At 43.1% G+C, this 15718-nt stretch carries 13 protein-coding genes; 1 reads left to right on the forward strand and 12 read right to left on the reverse strand.

Annotation, left to right across the window (positions count from 1 at the left end; genetic code table 11):
- Positions 1–3 precede the first annotated feature (3 nt).
- Positions 4–1632, reverse strand: coding sequence for a YceG family protein (locus tag LGO15_RS15265; RefSeq protein WP_226085204.1), 1629 nt, complete (start codon positions 1630–1632; stop codon positions 4–6).
- Positions 1633–1860: 228 nt separating this feature from the next.
- Between LGO15_RS15265 and LGO15_RS15270 the strand changes: the two genes are divergently transcribed.
- The gene (locus tag LGO15_RS15270; protein ID WP_226085205.1) at positions 1861–2127 is read left to right on the forward strand and encodes a hypothetical protein; all 267 of its coding nucleotides are present in this window, start codon (positions 1861–1863) and stop codon (positions 2125–2127) included.
- Between the two features lie 55 nt (positions 2128–2182).
- Here LGO15_RS15270 and LGO15_RS15275 read toward each other — a convergent pair whose 3' ends face one another.
- From LGO15_RS15275 to LGO15_RS15325, 11 genes are all read right to left on the reverse strand, one after another.
- Positions 2183–2971 carry a TerC family protein gene (locus LGO15_RS15275; protein ID WP_167834432.1) on the reverse strand — a complete coding sequence of 263 codons (789 nt, stop codon included), beginning with the start codon at positions 2969–2971 and terminating at the stop codon, positions 2183–2185.
- A 180-nt stretch (positions 2972–3151) separates the two neighbouring features.
- The gene (locus LGO15_RS15280; RefSeq protein WP_167834431.1) at positions 3152–3730 is read right to left on the reverse strand and encodes a YpjP family protein; all 579 of its coding nucleotides are present in this window, start codon (positions 3728–3730) and stop codon (positions 3152–3154) included.
- Positions 3731–4120: 390 nt separating this feature from the next.
- Positions 4121–4897, reverse strand: a complete 777-nt coding sequence (locus LGO15_RS15285; RefSeq protein ID WP_167834430.1) for a class I SAM-dependent methyltransferase — start codon at positions 4895–4897, stop codon at positions 4121–4123.
- A 139-nt stretch (positions 4898–5036) separates the two neighbouring features.
- Entirely contained in the window at positions 5037–5471 is a 435-nt protein-coding gene (locus LGO15_RS15290) for a BrxA/BrxB family bacilliredoxin (RefSeq protein ID WP_167834429.1), read from the reverse strand.
- Between the two features lie 83 nt (positions 5472–5554).
- The gene (gene ilvD / locus LGO15_RS15295) at positions 5555–7267 is read right to left on the reverse strand and encodes a dihydroxy-acid dehydratase (RefSeq protein WP_226085206.1); all 1713 of its coding nucleotides are present in this window, start codon (positions 7265–7267) and stop codon (positions 5555–5557) included.
- A gap of 213 nt (positions 7268–7480) precedes the next feature.
- Positions 7481–8611 carry a conserved virulence factor C family protein gene (locus LGO15_RS15300; RefSeq protein WP_167834428.1) on the reverse strand — a complete coding sequence of 377 codons (1131 nt, stop codon included), beginning with the start codon at positions 8609–8611 and terminating at the stop codon, positions 7481–7483.
- Between the two features lie 304 nt (positions 8612–8915).
- Positions 8916–10799: an ABC-F family ATP-binding cassette domain-containing protein gene (locus LGO15_RS15305; RefSeq protein WP_167834427.1), complete on the reverse strand. Its 1884-nt coding sequence runs from the start codon at positions 10797–10799 to the stop codon at positions 8916–8918.
- Positions 10796–11440 (reverse strand): HD domain-containing protein, encoded by a 645-nt coding sequence (locus LGO15_RS15310; RefSeq protein ID WP_167834426.1) that lies wholly within the window; start codon positions 11438–11440, stop codon positions 10796–10798. The genes LGO15_RS15305 and LGO15_RS15310 overlap by 4 nt, the downstream gene beginning before the upstream one ends.
- 823 nt (positions 11441–12263) lie before the next feature.
- The gene (locus LGO15_RS15315) at positions 12264–13112 is read right to left on the reverse strand and encodes a DegV family protein (protein WP_226085207.1); all 849 of its coding nucleotides are present in this window, start codon (positions 13110–13112) and stop codon (positions 12264–12266) included.
- A gap of 184 nt (positions 13113–13296) precedes the next feature.
- On the reverse strand, positions 13297–13830 hold the full coding sequence (locus tag LGO15_RS15320) for a hypothetical protein (protein WP_226085208.1): 534 nt from the start codon (positions 13828–13830) through the stop codon (positions 13297–13299).
- Between the two features lie 124 nt (positions 13831–13954).
- Positions 13955–15643 (reverse strand): formate--tetrahydrofolate ligase, encoded by a 1689-nt coding sequence (locus tag LGO15_RS15325; RefSeq protein ID WP_226085209.1) that lies wholly within the window; start codon positions 15641–15643, stop codon positions 13955–13957.
- Between the last annotated feature and the right edge of the window lie 75 nt (positions 15644–15718).

Raw genomic sequence — 15718 nt, forward strand, 5'->3', positions numbered from 1 at the left:
CAGCTAATCTCTCCTTAGGATTTTTGAGATGCCATGGAAAATCACCTTCTTTATGACGGAAGGCTCCTTTAGCTCTTGTTCGAATACAACGTCCTCAAGCCAGTGGGAGACGAAGGCACTTTGATCGATGTAATTTTCGATGTCACTTTGCCCCGCAGGGTTATAAATCACTACGTCAACTCCAAATTGATTCAATAACAGCAGGAGCGCGGCATCTGGTCTCGACAGCGATCCATTGAGTTGGTTATTGAAGAGAATCAACTTAGGCACATTCTGGGAGTAGTCGAATTTCTGCAGCATTTTCAAAATAATCTCCGGTATCTGCATTGCCTGATTGAACAAATAAACCTTGACATCATCTTCTTTCTCACTATTCCTCGGCTTAAGCTTAGGAGCTGCACATATGTTTCTGATTGCTGTAGCCAGGCCATTTTGCAGCCCGGCAGGCAGATGACTATACTTCCAATAATGGGCACCTGCCATCTTTTCCGGATTGAGAAGCCCATCATGATCCAATGACTTTTGATAATGAAACCGAAAGTCATTATTCGCGCCTGGTGAAACAGGCAAGCTTTTTGCCAGATAGGTATTTTCCTGAAGAATCAAGCCATGAAGACGGTTCCAATATTCACGGCGATTACTTGTCACGCCATTGACTTTCGCAAATATGGCCGGAATCTTCACAACATTCTTTTGTAAGTCAAAATGTGGTCTGAACATCGCCTTTTCCCTGGAGACCAGAAACATTTCGTCATACGTTGTTCTTAACGTTATGGCATTAGGAATGTACTCTCTTAGCTGCCATGGTTTATAAATCACTGTGCCTTCACAGTCGAGTATTTTTTCAATTTCCTTAGAAGCCCTGAATGCCACTGTAGTGGGCTTCAACCGCTTTTCCTTTGGAAATGGCTTTGGAATACTGGTGTCCGGGAAAATATGAAAAAATGTTTTCAGCCCATCCTGTTCCCCTATCGATAATATGTCATTGCCCGCCGGATTGAAGGAAACGATGTCGCAGCCCATTTCAATTAGAAAGAACAACAAATACTGGTGACTTTTTCTATAGCTCCCATACCAAAGAAACGCAGGCATCCTTTCATCAGGGTCCGCGTTCTTAAGATGATTCTCCAGCTGGACAATCCATTCCATTACATCATTGAGAACAACAAAAAAATCCTTGCTCTCGAGCCCCTCTTTTTCCAAATTCGTATACAGTTCAATCATTTTAATCGCTGCTTCTCTTATTTGCCTATTGATCAGGAAGTTCTCTATCGTGGGCAGCAGCCTTTCTATATCCAAATGGGAAACAAAGCTTTTAATGGATAATTTCTGTTCATTGACGAACCTGCTTATTTGCTGTACGGATTGAATATGGACGGTTGAATTTTTCAGTGAAGAGTCGCTTAACAAGACTAGCCCATGAGAGTGAACATAGTCATACAATTGGTTATAATATGCATCTTCATCATGAGGGATGCCAATGAAACTAGCAGCCACTTGGCCGATATGTGTATAAGGGCCCTCTTTTTTATAAAATGGCCGCTCACTAGAAGGAGTATTTAACATGGCCAAACAGTTATCGTATGTAACAGTTACTGGGTGGATGACTAATTTGGTGTTTGTTGGATGCATAGGATCACTTCCTGCTGAGGACGTTAATCTAAAATTGAATGTTGATTAAGAATTGTCTGATTATACCATTATCATACCATACATAAAGAAATGTCTTAACTTTCGGGATTTAATAACCATACGCTTGAAGAACCGCTAAAGTTTCATCCATAGCCGCAATTCCTTTATTTCACCTTTCGCCCTACCCTCGCATATAGATGAATACTTAAATATGGAAGGTGAAATCACATGCGCTTTATTTATAAAAGAGAGCCTGTTGAAGAAATGCAGCTTGAATTACAGGAAGTAAGTCAGGCATTGTGCTCAGGCGGACTAATTTTGTTTGATTTATTATTTTATTCACTTATACTCACCGTTTTAATCACTCCAGCTGCCTCCACATTGTTACACTTCACATGTACTTTTTTACTTACCTATGTATCATTTGCCTGCCTATTCTTATTAATCAGGAGAACAATCAAAGGAATCACCCCTGTCAGGCATTATGATAAGTAGAACCTTTTTTTCGAATAATAAAAAGGAACAGACCTGTATCCGTTCCTCGATGCCATTATTGAACATTTTTTTGCTGTTCATTCACTTCAGCTTTCTTCTTATTAATATAGTGTAGGACCAATGTTGCTGTGAAAGTAATCAGCAGGAGAATAAAGAAGTAGGCATGTTCTAAATGGAAACCAAACACACCAGCCAACATTTTTGCTGATATGATAAAAATCAGAATGTAAGCTGTCGTCTCAAGTTCGGGAATCTTTTCAATCAATCTAAGAAATACCCCAGCAACCCCCCGCATCATCAAAACACCAAGCATACCCCCAAGGAGCAAGACCCATACTTCCTCGCTAATCCCCAACGCAGCGAGGACGCTGTCTACTGAAAATGCAATATCCATTAATTCTACTGCAGCTACCGTCCCCCAGAAGGTTCCAAATAACCGTATCAGCAAACCGCCCTGGTTGATTCCTGCAGCTTCCCCGCTATCCTGATTTTCTCCTTTTTTCTTTTCGATAAAATATTTGATTGCCAGCCATGACAGATATCCAGCGCCCAGCACTTTCACCCACCAGAACTCGATTAAATATACACCAATTCCAATTGCGATGAACCTGAACGCATATGCGCCTAAAAGCCCATAAAATAAAGCCCTTTTCCTCTGCTTTTCCGGCAAATGTTTCACCATCACTGCCAGCACTAAGGCATTATCAGCAGATAAAAGCCCTTCAAGGATGACAAGTGTTCCGATCAGCCCCCAGCTGACAGGATCCGTTAAAACCTCAACCCACATATCCCAATTAAAAAACTGGACATAAGTTTCAACAAAACCTTGCAGTATGTCAGTCATTCTAGATGTTCCTCCCATTTTTGGTTCTTAGGCTTTTTACAGAAAAACCCGGCATCAGCCGGGCCTCTATAAAAACTTATTTCGTTTTTCTTAATTTAAGTCCTAATAAGTCAAAATAAATGGGATTCACGCAAATTTTTTAAAGCAGAACAACTGGTTTCTGATGCAGGATTCGTATGTTCAGCTTCTCCATTTAGGAGGAGTATTTTTTGCCCAGAATATCTTCCCAAGTTCATAATGAGTCTGGAAGTTATCATGATAAGTGTGGTAATGAAAATTAAACCAGAAACCATCCTTTGGCGGCTGGTCTCTCCTCACATGGAATCGAATAATGTCCTTGCCGCTGTCCCCGATAATATGAAAAATCTTTTCAGATTCACCACCACCAGGCATTTCTGTGATACGCAGCGAATTCAGCTTTTCTCCCGGATATTGCAGTGCTACCATTTCAATTGCCTTTTCAATGTTAGGCAAAATGGTCTGCTTAAATTCATCCTCAATTACCGGGCCAATTTTCGTTCCAAATTTCTGGAAAGATTGCAGTTCGGCTTCCCTCATTGCTCTATGCATGAATGTGTCCCTCTCCGCGTCCTCATCTATAGGGACATCCAGAGAATCAATGAAACTTGTTTCAGCAGCAGTCGATTTTTCAGATCTTTCAGTTGTTGTCAGAAAGCCATTCGCCTGGGCAGGAGATACCATCCCAAACGAGACAATTGAAATCATGACAACGAGCGATTTGCGCAGCCATGCGGGCATGTCGATCACATCCTTATGGAAATAGGAATTATTATCTGCAAATATATCAATCTGTCTTCAGTCGCGTAGAAAAAATCAAAATGGGTGATACTATGAAAAATATACTTAGTTTTATTATAACTTGTTTATACGAAAAATTGGGCAAAGGGTTTCAGATTTTTTAAAAATGGTAATAAGGAAATAGTAGAGGCTTCTTTAAAGAAGTGAAAAAGGGAGGTCAAGAGTATGGAGTGGGTCGCTGTTGCAGTCAGTCTAATAACGCTTGCTTATTTTGTCTATTTGGCAATTGCGGATTAAGATGAGCAGGACGGACAGCAGTAGTATCAGTTATTGTCCGTCATGAATCTCCAAGGCTAAAGTAATTAGATCACAAAAGAATGGGGCTTTGCCTCATTCTTTTTCTATGACCCCAAAATGAAATTTAGCGGTTTTTCTTCTGTACACATTGAAACCAAGATCCTCAAATCGCCTGCTTCTGAAATGATCCTTCAGGATGACTCTTTTCCGGGCAACACGGATTGCCTGTTGGATGACTTCTGGTGAAAGCCCCTCATATACAGCGAAGTGTGTTAGACCCCTGATTCCATCTGACTCTAGTATCGATTCATCGAACATGGGGTCAAAATAAACACAATCAAAGCTTTCATTTTCCTGCTCCATAAGGAACTCCATTGAATAATCTTGTACCACTTTTATTTTTCCCATAGCATGATTGATTTCTTCATATCCCGACTCCCAAGTTTTGAGACCGGTTTTGACTAGATATGCTAGCTCAGACCTTGCTTCTATCCCGGTGACAAATCCTGTTTTTCCTACAACAAAGCTAGCTGCGATGCTATCGGACCCAAGGCCGAGCGAACAGTCAAGAAAACTCATCCCTTCTTGGAGTTTTGCTGCTTCAATAAGAGGGTCAGTTTCCCCTTTCATTAACCGTTTGATTCGGAACATGGCAGAATTAGGGTGGAAAAAGAAAGGCTCCGCAGCTCCCAGCGGGAATAGTTCAAGACGCTCTTTGCCAACAACGAGGCAGTCATCCTTCACGATTTCCTGGAGCGCTGAAACTGACCTTTTTTTCCTCGGAACAAAATCTGCTTTTAGTTCAACGGCAATAGATCTTGCATGAGCTGTCATCATCTCATTTGTCCTGCCTGCAGTCGTCACAAACACAACCAACACCTCCTGACAGAAAATTTCATATTGATTAACTCCTGATCAACATAGAAAAAGGACGTCCTTAGACATCCTTTTCCTAACTCATTGTAATGTTCAAATTGAGAATTTCCTAAATTGATTGAAAATCAACAGCTTAGCAATGATCATCAAAAGCAGTTGTTAAGTTTTCCATGATAGCTTCCATTGGCTGGCCTTCGATATCATGACGAGGAATGAAGTGTACGACTTCTTTTCCCTTCAACAATGCCATTGATGGTGAAGATGGCTCAAGACCTGTGAAGTACTCACGCATTTTTGCGGTTGCTTCTTTATCCTGGCCTGCAAAAACAGTCACAAGATGATCCGGCTTCTTCTCATTGCGCAAAAGTGCTTGAGTTGCAGATGGACGCGCAAGGCCTGCAGCACAACCACAAACAGAGTTCACGACGACAAGCGTTGTTCCCTCTACATTTTCCATGAATTCTTCAACGTCAGCAGCGGTTAGCAGTTCTTTGAAATCCGCACGTGTCAATTCCTCGCGCATTGGCTTTACCATTTGTCTCATATATTCTTCATATGCCATTGACATAAATAAATCCCTCCCAAACAATAGTTTGCAGTGTTAGCATACTATATTATTTATGCCAAACGCAATAAAAGAACCCTTCATAACTAGGAATGGACAGGCTCTTCGACAGTTTTCACATCGAACAGATCGGTTACAGCGCCTTTTGAGGAACAAGATACAAGTCTGGCGTATTTAGCCAGTGCCCCTCTCTTAGGAAGTGGCGGCGGAGTCCAGTTTTGCCTGCGAACAGCAAGTTCCTCCTCACTTAAAGCAACCGAGATCAACTTCTGTTCACTATCGACCGTAATCAGGTCTCCATCTTTTATTAATGCAATCGGCCCGCCAACCTGTGCTTCAGGGGCAATATGGCCAATAACCAGTCCGTGACTTCCCCCGGAGAATCTGCCATCTGTAAGCAATGCAACACTTTCTCCCAGGCCTTTTCCGACAAGGATTGCTGATAAACTCAGCATTTCAGGCATGCCCGGACCACCTTTTGGACCTTCATACCGGATGACCAATACGTCTCCAGCGACAATTTCATCCGACATAACTGCTTTTGAAGCTGATTCTTCATCATCAAAAACCTTAGCCGGGCCAGTCATGTTTTTCACCTTCAAGCCTGATACTTTTGCTACAGCACCATCTGGGGCAAGGTTCCCTTTTAAAACAACGAGCGGACCATCTTTTCTAAATGGTTCGGCTGCAGGGCGAATGACTTTTTGGTCAGGTTTTAAGTCAGGAAAGTCCTTAAGATTCTCTTCGAGTGTTCTTCCCGTAACAGTGAGGCAATCACCGTGCAGGAGTCCTTCTTTTAATAAAAGTTTCATGACGGCAGGAACCCCTCCAGCATTGAAAAGGTCTTGCATGACATATTTGCCGCTTGGCTTCAAGTCAGCAAGATGTGGTACTTTTTCCTGGATTTTATTAAAATCGTCCAGCGTCAGGTCGACTTCTGCAGCGTGCGCGATAGCCATTAAATGCAGGACGGCATTCGTGGATCCCCCGAGAGCCATTACGACTGTAATCGCATTTTCAAAAGCTTCCTTCGTTAAAATCTGTCTTGGTCGAATGTCTTGCTCTAGCATCTGATAGACCACTTCTCCAGCTTTATAGCAATCCTCCCGCTTTTCATCCGTTTCTGCTGGATGTGATGAGCTTCCCGGCAGGCTCATACCAAGGGCCTCGATGGCGCTGGCCATTGTATTAGCTGTGTACATCCCTCCACAGGAACCAGATCCTGGACAAGCTTGGCATTCAATCTTATGAAGTTGTTCATCACCAATCGCACCCTTGTTATACTGGCCGACACCTTCGAACGCTGACACAATGTCAATGTCCTTTCCATCGAGCTTTCCTGGTTTAATCGTGCCTCCATAAACAAAAACAGAAGGAAGATCCATCCTGGCAATCGCCATCATGCAGCCTGGCATATTTTTATCACAGCCGCCGATCGCGACGAAACCATCAAGGCTCTCTCCCTGGACCACCGTTTCGATCGAGTCGGCAATTAGGTCTCGACTAGGAAGCGAATAGCGCATGCCATCTGTCCCCATCGAAATTCCATCCGATACAGTGATCGTGTTAAAGATCATCGGCGCTCCACCGGCTGCCCTTGCACCCTCTTTCGCTTTCACCGCTAGCTTATCAATATGTATATTACAAGGAGTCACCTCGCTCCAGGTACTCGCAATTCCAATCATAGGCTTCCTGAAATCATCGTCACTGAAACCAACCGCCCGAAGCATGGCTCTGTTCGGGGCCTTTCTGGCATCATCACTAAATACATGGCTCTTGATTCTTAAATCTTTTTCCATTGATTTGTCCCTCCCGATTTTTTATTCACTACATTACCTCTTTTTAGGGATGATTGCAATAATTATCTAAATATTTTAATTATTAAAAATAAGTAAGCGGATACATTATTCATTTTCATACAGAAAATCATCCGAGTAAGCAAACCAAGGAACTTTTTCTCTAAAAAAAAGACACCCTGGACGTTCCGGAATGTCCAAAGTGTCTTGATTTTTTTATTGTTTTCTCGCTTCCGTCATTTGCTTCCAGACGGAGCCTTTTGCTTCCTCGCCATGCTCGATACGGGCAATCGCCAGTTTCACCTGCATGCTTACTTCGAATTCTGGATCATCTTCTGCAGCCTTCAACGCAGGAAGTGCCCCTTCATCCCCTGCTTCATAAAGGAACATTGCCGCTCTCCAGCGGACAAGCTTGCTTGGATCCTTTAATGCTTCCATCATTTCGTCCATTGCTTCCGTAAAACCAAGATCCGATAAACAATCACCCGCTGTCCTGCGAACCGTAACCGTTTTGTCGTTCAGAGCTTTGTACAGCAATGGCAATACGTTTTTGTCCTCTATCATTCCCAAGTAGACAGTTGCCAGCCGGCGTATGGATGCTTTCTCATCATTCAATGCTTTTTCCAGCACTGGCAGATCTTCTAAAGTTGGATCTTCCATTTGCTCAAGAAGCTGGTATCTAATCCGCCAATCCGGATTTTCCAAGTCAGCTTCTGTGATTCTAATTTTCTTCTTTGCTGCTTTAATTTGAGCTTCTTGTCCTGGATTTTTAGCCAGCTTTACGAGCTCCTCCAGTCTTTCAGGAGGATATGCCGCTAAAAGCTCTTCTACAACATCATTTCCTACCTGATCGAATTCTCCGTACCGGACACCGAGTTCTTTCCACCGGCGGACCATTACCACATTATCGTCGGGAGTCTGGACCTCACCTACTTTTTTAACGAAGGATTCTGGCAGACCAAAGCGCTTTTCTTCTGTTCCGTCGGTCAATTTCACTTGCATCGGTATCCCCTTATAGACCTGGACAAGAACCTTTATTTCTCCAAAATGCTCATTGATCTCAGGTACGGCGTTCCCTGATTCCTCTGCATCTTCTCCGAATGCCTTCCTCACTTCAGGAAGGATTACTTTCCAGTCATACTTTGCATTTCTTTCAACTGCCAGGAAATCTGCAACATGGTAAACACCTTTTACCCCTTCAATATCCAATATGTTCAAAATGACTTCCGGAGCCCCGGCCGCCGAGTCCTTTTTATAATTATTGCTCTTGCCCATAGGAAGTTCTTGATCCAGATTGATCTTCATCGTATTCGGGCTTGGCGTTGGTTCAATTGATACAATTTTCACATTCCCACCCCTTTATTTTTTTCAGGAATGAAGCCATTTTAACATAATGAGTGATAGATAGCATTTCGAAGCCCTTCAGACCAAAGCAGCCCTTTGTTCTGACAGCTTTTTCTCTTTTTTCTCTGTACGTGGCAGAAGTTGCTCGGTCTTTTGACAGCTTTGCTTCTTTTCTCGCCAAACCTGTCTTATGTTGGGCCTTCTTTTGACAGCTTTTCCTTTTTTCTTACCAATCCTGTCAGAAGTTGCAATACTAAGTCAGCTCTGCTGTTAAGCGAAAAAAAAATAAGACCTGGTTTCCCAGGCCTTATTCGTTTTCGGCAAGCTCAGATAAATAGCTCCATCTTTCAATTAGATACTCTAACTGCTCATTCAGCTCATTTTCTTCATTCATCAAAGCCTGACCCTTTTCAAAATCACTTCCGATCTTGGCCATTTCTGACTGCACTTCTTCCAGGCGTTCTTCTGTACCTGCAATCTTATCTTCGATTTCTGCCCATTCTTTCTGCTCCTTGAAGGAAAGCTTCTTTTTCTTAGGCTTTTCGGTCTGTTCTACTCTCTCCTTCTTCGGCATTGAAGGAGCAGCTTCTGGTTTCGGTCTTTTTTCGAGGTATTCTGTGTAGTTGCCATAATGCAAATCTGTGTGGCCATTCCCTTCCAGAACTAGAAGCAAATCGACAACCTTATCAAGGAAGTACCGGTCGTGGGATACGGTAATGACGACACCCGGGAAGTCTTCCAGGTAATCTTCCAAAACAGTCAATGTTTGTGTGTCCAGATCATTCGTCGGCTCATCCAGCAGCAGGACGTTTGGTTCTTCCATTAATAGCTTCAACAAGTAAAGTCTGCGTTTCTCGCCACCGGAAAGCTTCCTGATTGGCGTTCCATGGGAATATGGCTGAAACAGGAACCTCTCGAGCATTTGTGCAGCCGATATTGTCTTGCCGTCAGTGGTATGGACGATCTCCGCAGTCTCTTTCAAGTATTCAATTACCCGCTTATTTTCATCCATATCTTCATTTTCTTGGGTATAATAAGCAATCTTAACAGTTTGTCCGGTGACGATTTCACCGTCATCGAGCCTGATCCTGCCTGCGAGAATATTTAACAAAGTCGATTTACCTGTCCCGTTACGGCCGATGATTCCCAGTCTGTCTCCAGGTTTTACGAGAAGGTTAAAGTGATCCAAAATCACCTTGTCCTCATAATTTTTTGATGCTTCTTTCAGTTCTAGCACCTGCTTACCCAGGCGACTGCCACTCAGAGAAATATCAAGTTTTTCAGAAGACTTCACATTTGCCACTTCTTCATCCAACTTGTCAAACCGTTGAATACGGGCCTTCTGTTTAGTTGTTCTTGCTTTAGCTCCGCGCCTGATCCACTCGAGTTCCTGCCTGAACAAATTCTTCTTCTTTTCAAATGTTGCGGCTTCGTTTTCCTCTCTGATTGCCTTGGCTTCAAGGAAGCTTGCATAGTTGCCTTTATAGCTATATAGATTTCCGCCATCAAGCTCAAAAATCCTGTTTGTCACCCGATCAAGGAAATAACGGTCATGGGTGACGAGCAAAAGTGAACCTGAATATCTTGAAAGATAATCTTCAAGCCATTTTACCGTCTCATAATCGAGATGGTTCGTCGGCTCATCAAGAATCAGCAAATCCGGTGATTCAATCAATACTTGAGCAAGGGCTACTCGTTTCTTCTGCCCGCCTGATAGTTCACCCATCTTCTTGGAGAAGTCAGAAATTCCAAGCTGCATGAGAATGGATTTCGCAGCAGTATTGGCATCCCATCCATCTGAACTATCCATCTTCCTCTGCAGCTCATAAAACCTCTCCTGAAGTCCAGGGTCATCTGGTCTTTCTCCCAATTCAGAAAGAATGATCTCATAATCTCGCATTAATTTTAAGATAGGGGCTTCTCCGCTAAAAACCTGGTCAAGAACCGTTTTGTCATGTTCCATTTCAGGCTGTTGAGATAAAAACGAGATTTTATAATCTTTCGCAAAGATCAGATCACCCGAATCCGGCTGGTCAATGCCCGCTACAATCCTGAGTAAAGATGACTTCCCTGTTCCATTCACACCAATCAAGCCGACTCTTTCACGTTCGCCAATCGTAAAGGTAATCTCATTGAAAAGCTCTTTTTCTCCATATGTCTTTGTCACGTTTTCAATCGTGATCATTTTCATGCCTTACCATTCCATTCACTGTAAAATTGATCAAGGAAATTTTCCATGAATCTATGTCTTTCCTCTGCCAGTTGTCTTGCATGCTCAGTATTCATTTTATCTTTTAGCTTCAAAAGCTTTTCGTAAAAGTGATTGACTGAAGAACTGTCGCCTTGCCTGTATTCTTCCAGTGTCATCTGATCCCTGACATTCAGCTCAGGCTCATAGATCGGGTGGCCTTTTTTACCGCCAAATGCAAAAGTCCTTGCAACCCCTATGGCACCAAGGGCATCAAGGCGGTCAGCATCCTGGACAATCTCCGCTTCAATGCTATCAAGCTCAATCACCCTGCCGCCCTTATAAGAAACTGTTTCGATACAGTTCTTGATTTTGGAAACGAGTTCGCTCTCGATTTGTATGCTATGCAAAAATGAATCCAGTTTCGCCCAACCTGCTTCTTCTGATTCATTCAATTTATCATCCGGTATATCATGAAGCAAGGCAGCCATTTCGATAATGAACCAGTCACCCTTCTTCTCCTTGCTCCATATAAGTCGCGCATTTTTCCTTACCCTGTCAATATGATGCCAGTCATGCCCCGAAGAATCCTTTCCTAGCTCAGCTTTAACAAATTCCTCTGCTATTACGATTATATCTTCCATGTGAACCCCCACTTTCCTACCGAACTCATTTTACCATAGAAACTGATTTGAGATAGCGGGTTATATACTTGGTATGGCATTTCGCTTTCCCTTAAGTGAGTATGTATAGTGCCAGACTTTCTTCTGGACACTTTCCTAGGGGTCAGCTTCCTGTTTGTCCGATAGAGCCCTTCTATCGGACACTTTCTCAAGATCCAGCTTCCTGTTTGACCGATAGAGCCTTTCTATCGGACATTTTCTCAAGATCCAGCTTCCTGTTTGACCGATAGAGCCTTTCTATCGGACACTTTCTCATACTTCAGCTTCCTGTTTGACCGATAGAGCCTTTCTATCGGACATCTTCTCACGGTTCAGCTCCTTGTTTGGCCGATAGAGCCTTTCTATCGGACACTTTCTCATGCTTCAGCTTCCTGTTTGGCCGATAGAGCCTTTCTATCGGACACTTTCTCAAAATCCAGCTTTTTGTTTGGCCGATAGAGCCCTTCTATCGGACACTTTCTCATGCTTCAGCTTCCTGTTTGACCGATAGAGCCTTTCTATCGGACACTTTCTCATGCTTCAGCTTCCTGTTTGGCCGATAGAGCCTTTCTATCGGACACTTTCTCAAAATCCAGCTCCTTGTTTGGCCTATAGAGCCTTTCTTTCGGACACTTTCTCAAAATCCAGCTTCGTGTTTGACCGTTAGAGCCTTTCTATCGGACACTTTCTCATGCTTCAGCTTCCTGTTTGGTCTTTAGAGCACGCCAATAAACAATGTCTCCAAAATATCTCAAATCACAATACTTCTCCTAAAAAAACAAAGAAAAAAGTGCCGGTTCGGCACTTAAACATCTTTGTTATTCCAGCTGATTCCGATTGTATGTTCACCTGCATGGACGCCGATTACAGCTCCAATTGGGCAGCTTAGGAAAGTGAGTTCAGGAAATATTGCCTCTAGTTCGCTTTGCCATTCGTCAGCAACCTCCTTATGAAGGCCATAGAGGATGTAAACTTCCTTAACTCCGTATTTCTCGTGAGATTTTCTTAAATAATCAAATATTTTCTCGCGCGCTTTTTTATCGCTTCGGACTTTTTCTTTAGTATTCAACGCTCCATCTTCAATGCTGATAATAGGCTTAATACTCAGCATGCTTCCCAGATAGAATTGCATTCCTGACATACGCCCGCTGCGATGGAGCTGTTCTAAGCTGCCAATCATCACATAGGTTTCATTGGAATCACGGATAATTTCCAGCTTTTCCTTAATCTCCTCGATTGATGCGCCCTGTTCCGCCAGTGCAATTCCCTTTTTTAATAGGGAAGTCAATGGGAAAGTGAGAATTTTAGAATCAAAGGTTATGACAGGAATATTGGCGTCTTGTGCGGCTTGTACACTCGAGGCGACTGTTCCGCTAAGCTTGGATGAAATCAGAACTGCAAATACGAGATCATAATCTTTTTCTAGCTTCTCATATAATTCCAAAAAAACTCCCACAGGTGGCTGAGAGGTTTTAGGCGCCGTTTTGACACTCTTTAATTTTTCATATAATTGTTCTGCAGTCAGATCCTTGCCATCAAGGTATTCTACATCATCCAGCACAATGGTCATCGGAACCTGATATACATCTGGATGATTCTTTAATTCCTCATCCAGGTAGGCTGTACTATCTGTAACCCAGGCGATTTTCTTCAAACAATCTCCCCCTATTTTATTTTTCATTATAAATATGAAAATTTTTATCCACCAATTCCCCTTTTGCATACTATCCAGCCAAGCTTGTACAAATCACGCGCTTATATATTGAATAGAACCATCCCCGTGTTAATAGATTATTCTGAAAACAATACAGAAATTCCTGCCTATTTGACAGGAATTATTATTCAACGCATAATTTTTTTAATTTTTCTAGTGAAGTTATCATATAATGGACCATTTCTGATAGGTCGTCGATCTGCTCTTCGTAAACAAGACGGTTAAAGGTTACCTTCACATGGTTTTGAATGTGTGATTTTTTCTCCAAGGGGTCCATCATGGTGGTCTGGCTGATCGCCCGGTCCCCTCCCCAGATTTCGGTGAGCACTTTCTGGACTTCCTTAAAAACATCTAATTCATTTTGATGCGTGAGCGTGAAGGAAATACCCACTACACAACCTGCAAGCTGTTTGGCATCTACACTTTCTAAAAGCTCTGCAGAGAGGTTCTCCAATCCTGCCTCAATTGTCATAGTTGCCGACAACAGCCTTGATTCATAGCCTTTTTTGGTGAATGAGATTTCGTATTTACGCGACAACTTGGCAGCATTAATCCAGTCATTTCGGTCAATGACAATAATTTCTCCACTCAAATCCCTGTCGTATATATCGCCTTCGATGACGACTTTGATATTTTCAAAAGCTGTCGGGTCAAACAATGCTTCCACTCCTTTTAAAAACAATAGGAAATATGGCCAGCCCAATCTCACAGTGTGTTAGGTTCCATGAAAGTCAATTCCATGTTCACACTATGTCTGAAAGGACTGGCCATGCAATTTTTAATTAGAACAATCCAACTGCATTGCCCTCTTCATCAACATCCATATTCAAAGCTGCCGGCAGCTTTGGCAAACCAGGCATTGTCATGACTTCACCTGTCAACGCTACAATAAATCCGGCACCTACCGAAGGCTTAAGTTCCCTTACGGTAATAGTGAAACCTGACGGCCTTCCAAGTTTTTGCGGATTATCAGAAAGTGAATATTGTGTTTTAGCCATACAGACTGGCAGCACACCCCAGCCGAATCCTTCAAAGTCAATAAGCTGCTTCTTTGCTTTCGGTGAAAACTCGACTCCATCCGCCCCATAAACCTGACGCGCGATAGTCTTGATTTTGTCCTCCAGTGAATCCGACAAGTCATAAAGGTGGGCAAACGTATTTTCGCTTTTTTCAACTACATCAAGAAGTTTCTCTGCAAGCTCCACACCACCGGCGCCTCCCTTTTCCCAAACTTCCGTCAAGGCAACCGGGATTCCAGCATTTTCACACATTTCTTTCAATGTGTTGGTCTCAAGCTCTGTATCTGTAATGAATCGGTTAATGGCAACTACATATGGCAGGCCAAAGCTGGCAATCGTCTCGACATGCTTTTTCAGGTTCGTGAATCCGTCCTTCAATGCTTGCACATTTTCGTTGACCAATTCTGTTTTCTTCATTCCGCCATGCATCTTGAGTGCACGGATGGTTGCAACAATGACAACCGCTGACGGATCGATTCCCGCTGTTCTTGCTTTAATATTCAAGAACTTCTCTGCTCCAAGGTCAGCACCGAACCCTGCTTCCGTAACGACAAAGTCAGCAAGCTTGGACGCAGCCTCGGTCGCGATGACACTGTTGCACCCATGTGCGATGTTCGCAAATGGTCCCCCATGGATCAGTGCCGGAGTATGTTCTATGGTCTGAACAAGGTTCGGCTTTACTGCTTCCTTCAATAAAAGAGTCAAAGCCCCTTCTACTCCCAGATCACCCACAGTGACAGGCTGTTTTTCATAATTATAAGCAACAACCATCTTTGAGAGGCGGAGTTTTAAATCTTTAAGATCGCTCGCAAGGCATAGGACAGCCATGATTTCTGATGCAACCGTGATGTCGAAGCCATCTTCACGAGGAACGCCCTGCATAGGCCCGCCCAGTCCGACGATAACTTTTCTTAATGCACGGTCATTCAAATCGAGAGCGCGCTTCCAAACGATTCTCCGCTGATCAATGTTCAGTTTGTTTCCCTGCTGCATGTGGTTATCAATCAAAGCAGCCAACGCATTATTCGCTGTAGTAATCGCGTGCAGGTCTCCTGTGAAGTGAAGGTTGATATCCTCCATCGGGAGCACCTGCGCGAAACCTCCGCCTGTTGCACCGCCCTTGATTCCCATAGTAGGTCCTAACGAAGGCTCACGCATGGCAATCATCGTTTTTTTACCAAGCTTGTTCAATGCATCCGCCAACCCGACTGTTACAGTAGATTTTCCTTCCCCAGCAGGAGTAGGGTTGATGGCAGTGACAAGAACGACCTTGCCACTCTCCTTTGTTTTCAGTTTCGCCAAAGCTTCCGAGGACAGCTTCGCTTTATACTTCCCAAACAGCTCAAGATCATCGGTATCCAGGCCAATGGACGCTGCAACATCGACAATCGGTTTCATTATACTATCACGAGCAATTTCAATATCTGACTTAACTTGAATATTTGTTCCCATTTCCAATCCCCCCAGATATTCTCTATATGCTTACCATCTTATATTTTACCATCAGAGAATTACTATCAGGCAAAA

It is taken from the genome of Mesobacillus sp. S13 (assembly GCF_020422885.1).
GTDB classification, from domain to species: Bacteria; Bacillota; Bacilli; order Bacillales; family Cytobacillaceae; genus Mesobacillus; species Mesobacillus selenatarsenatis_A.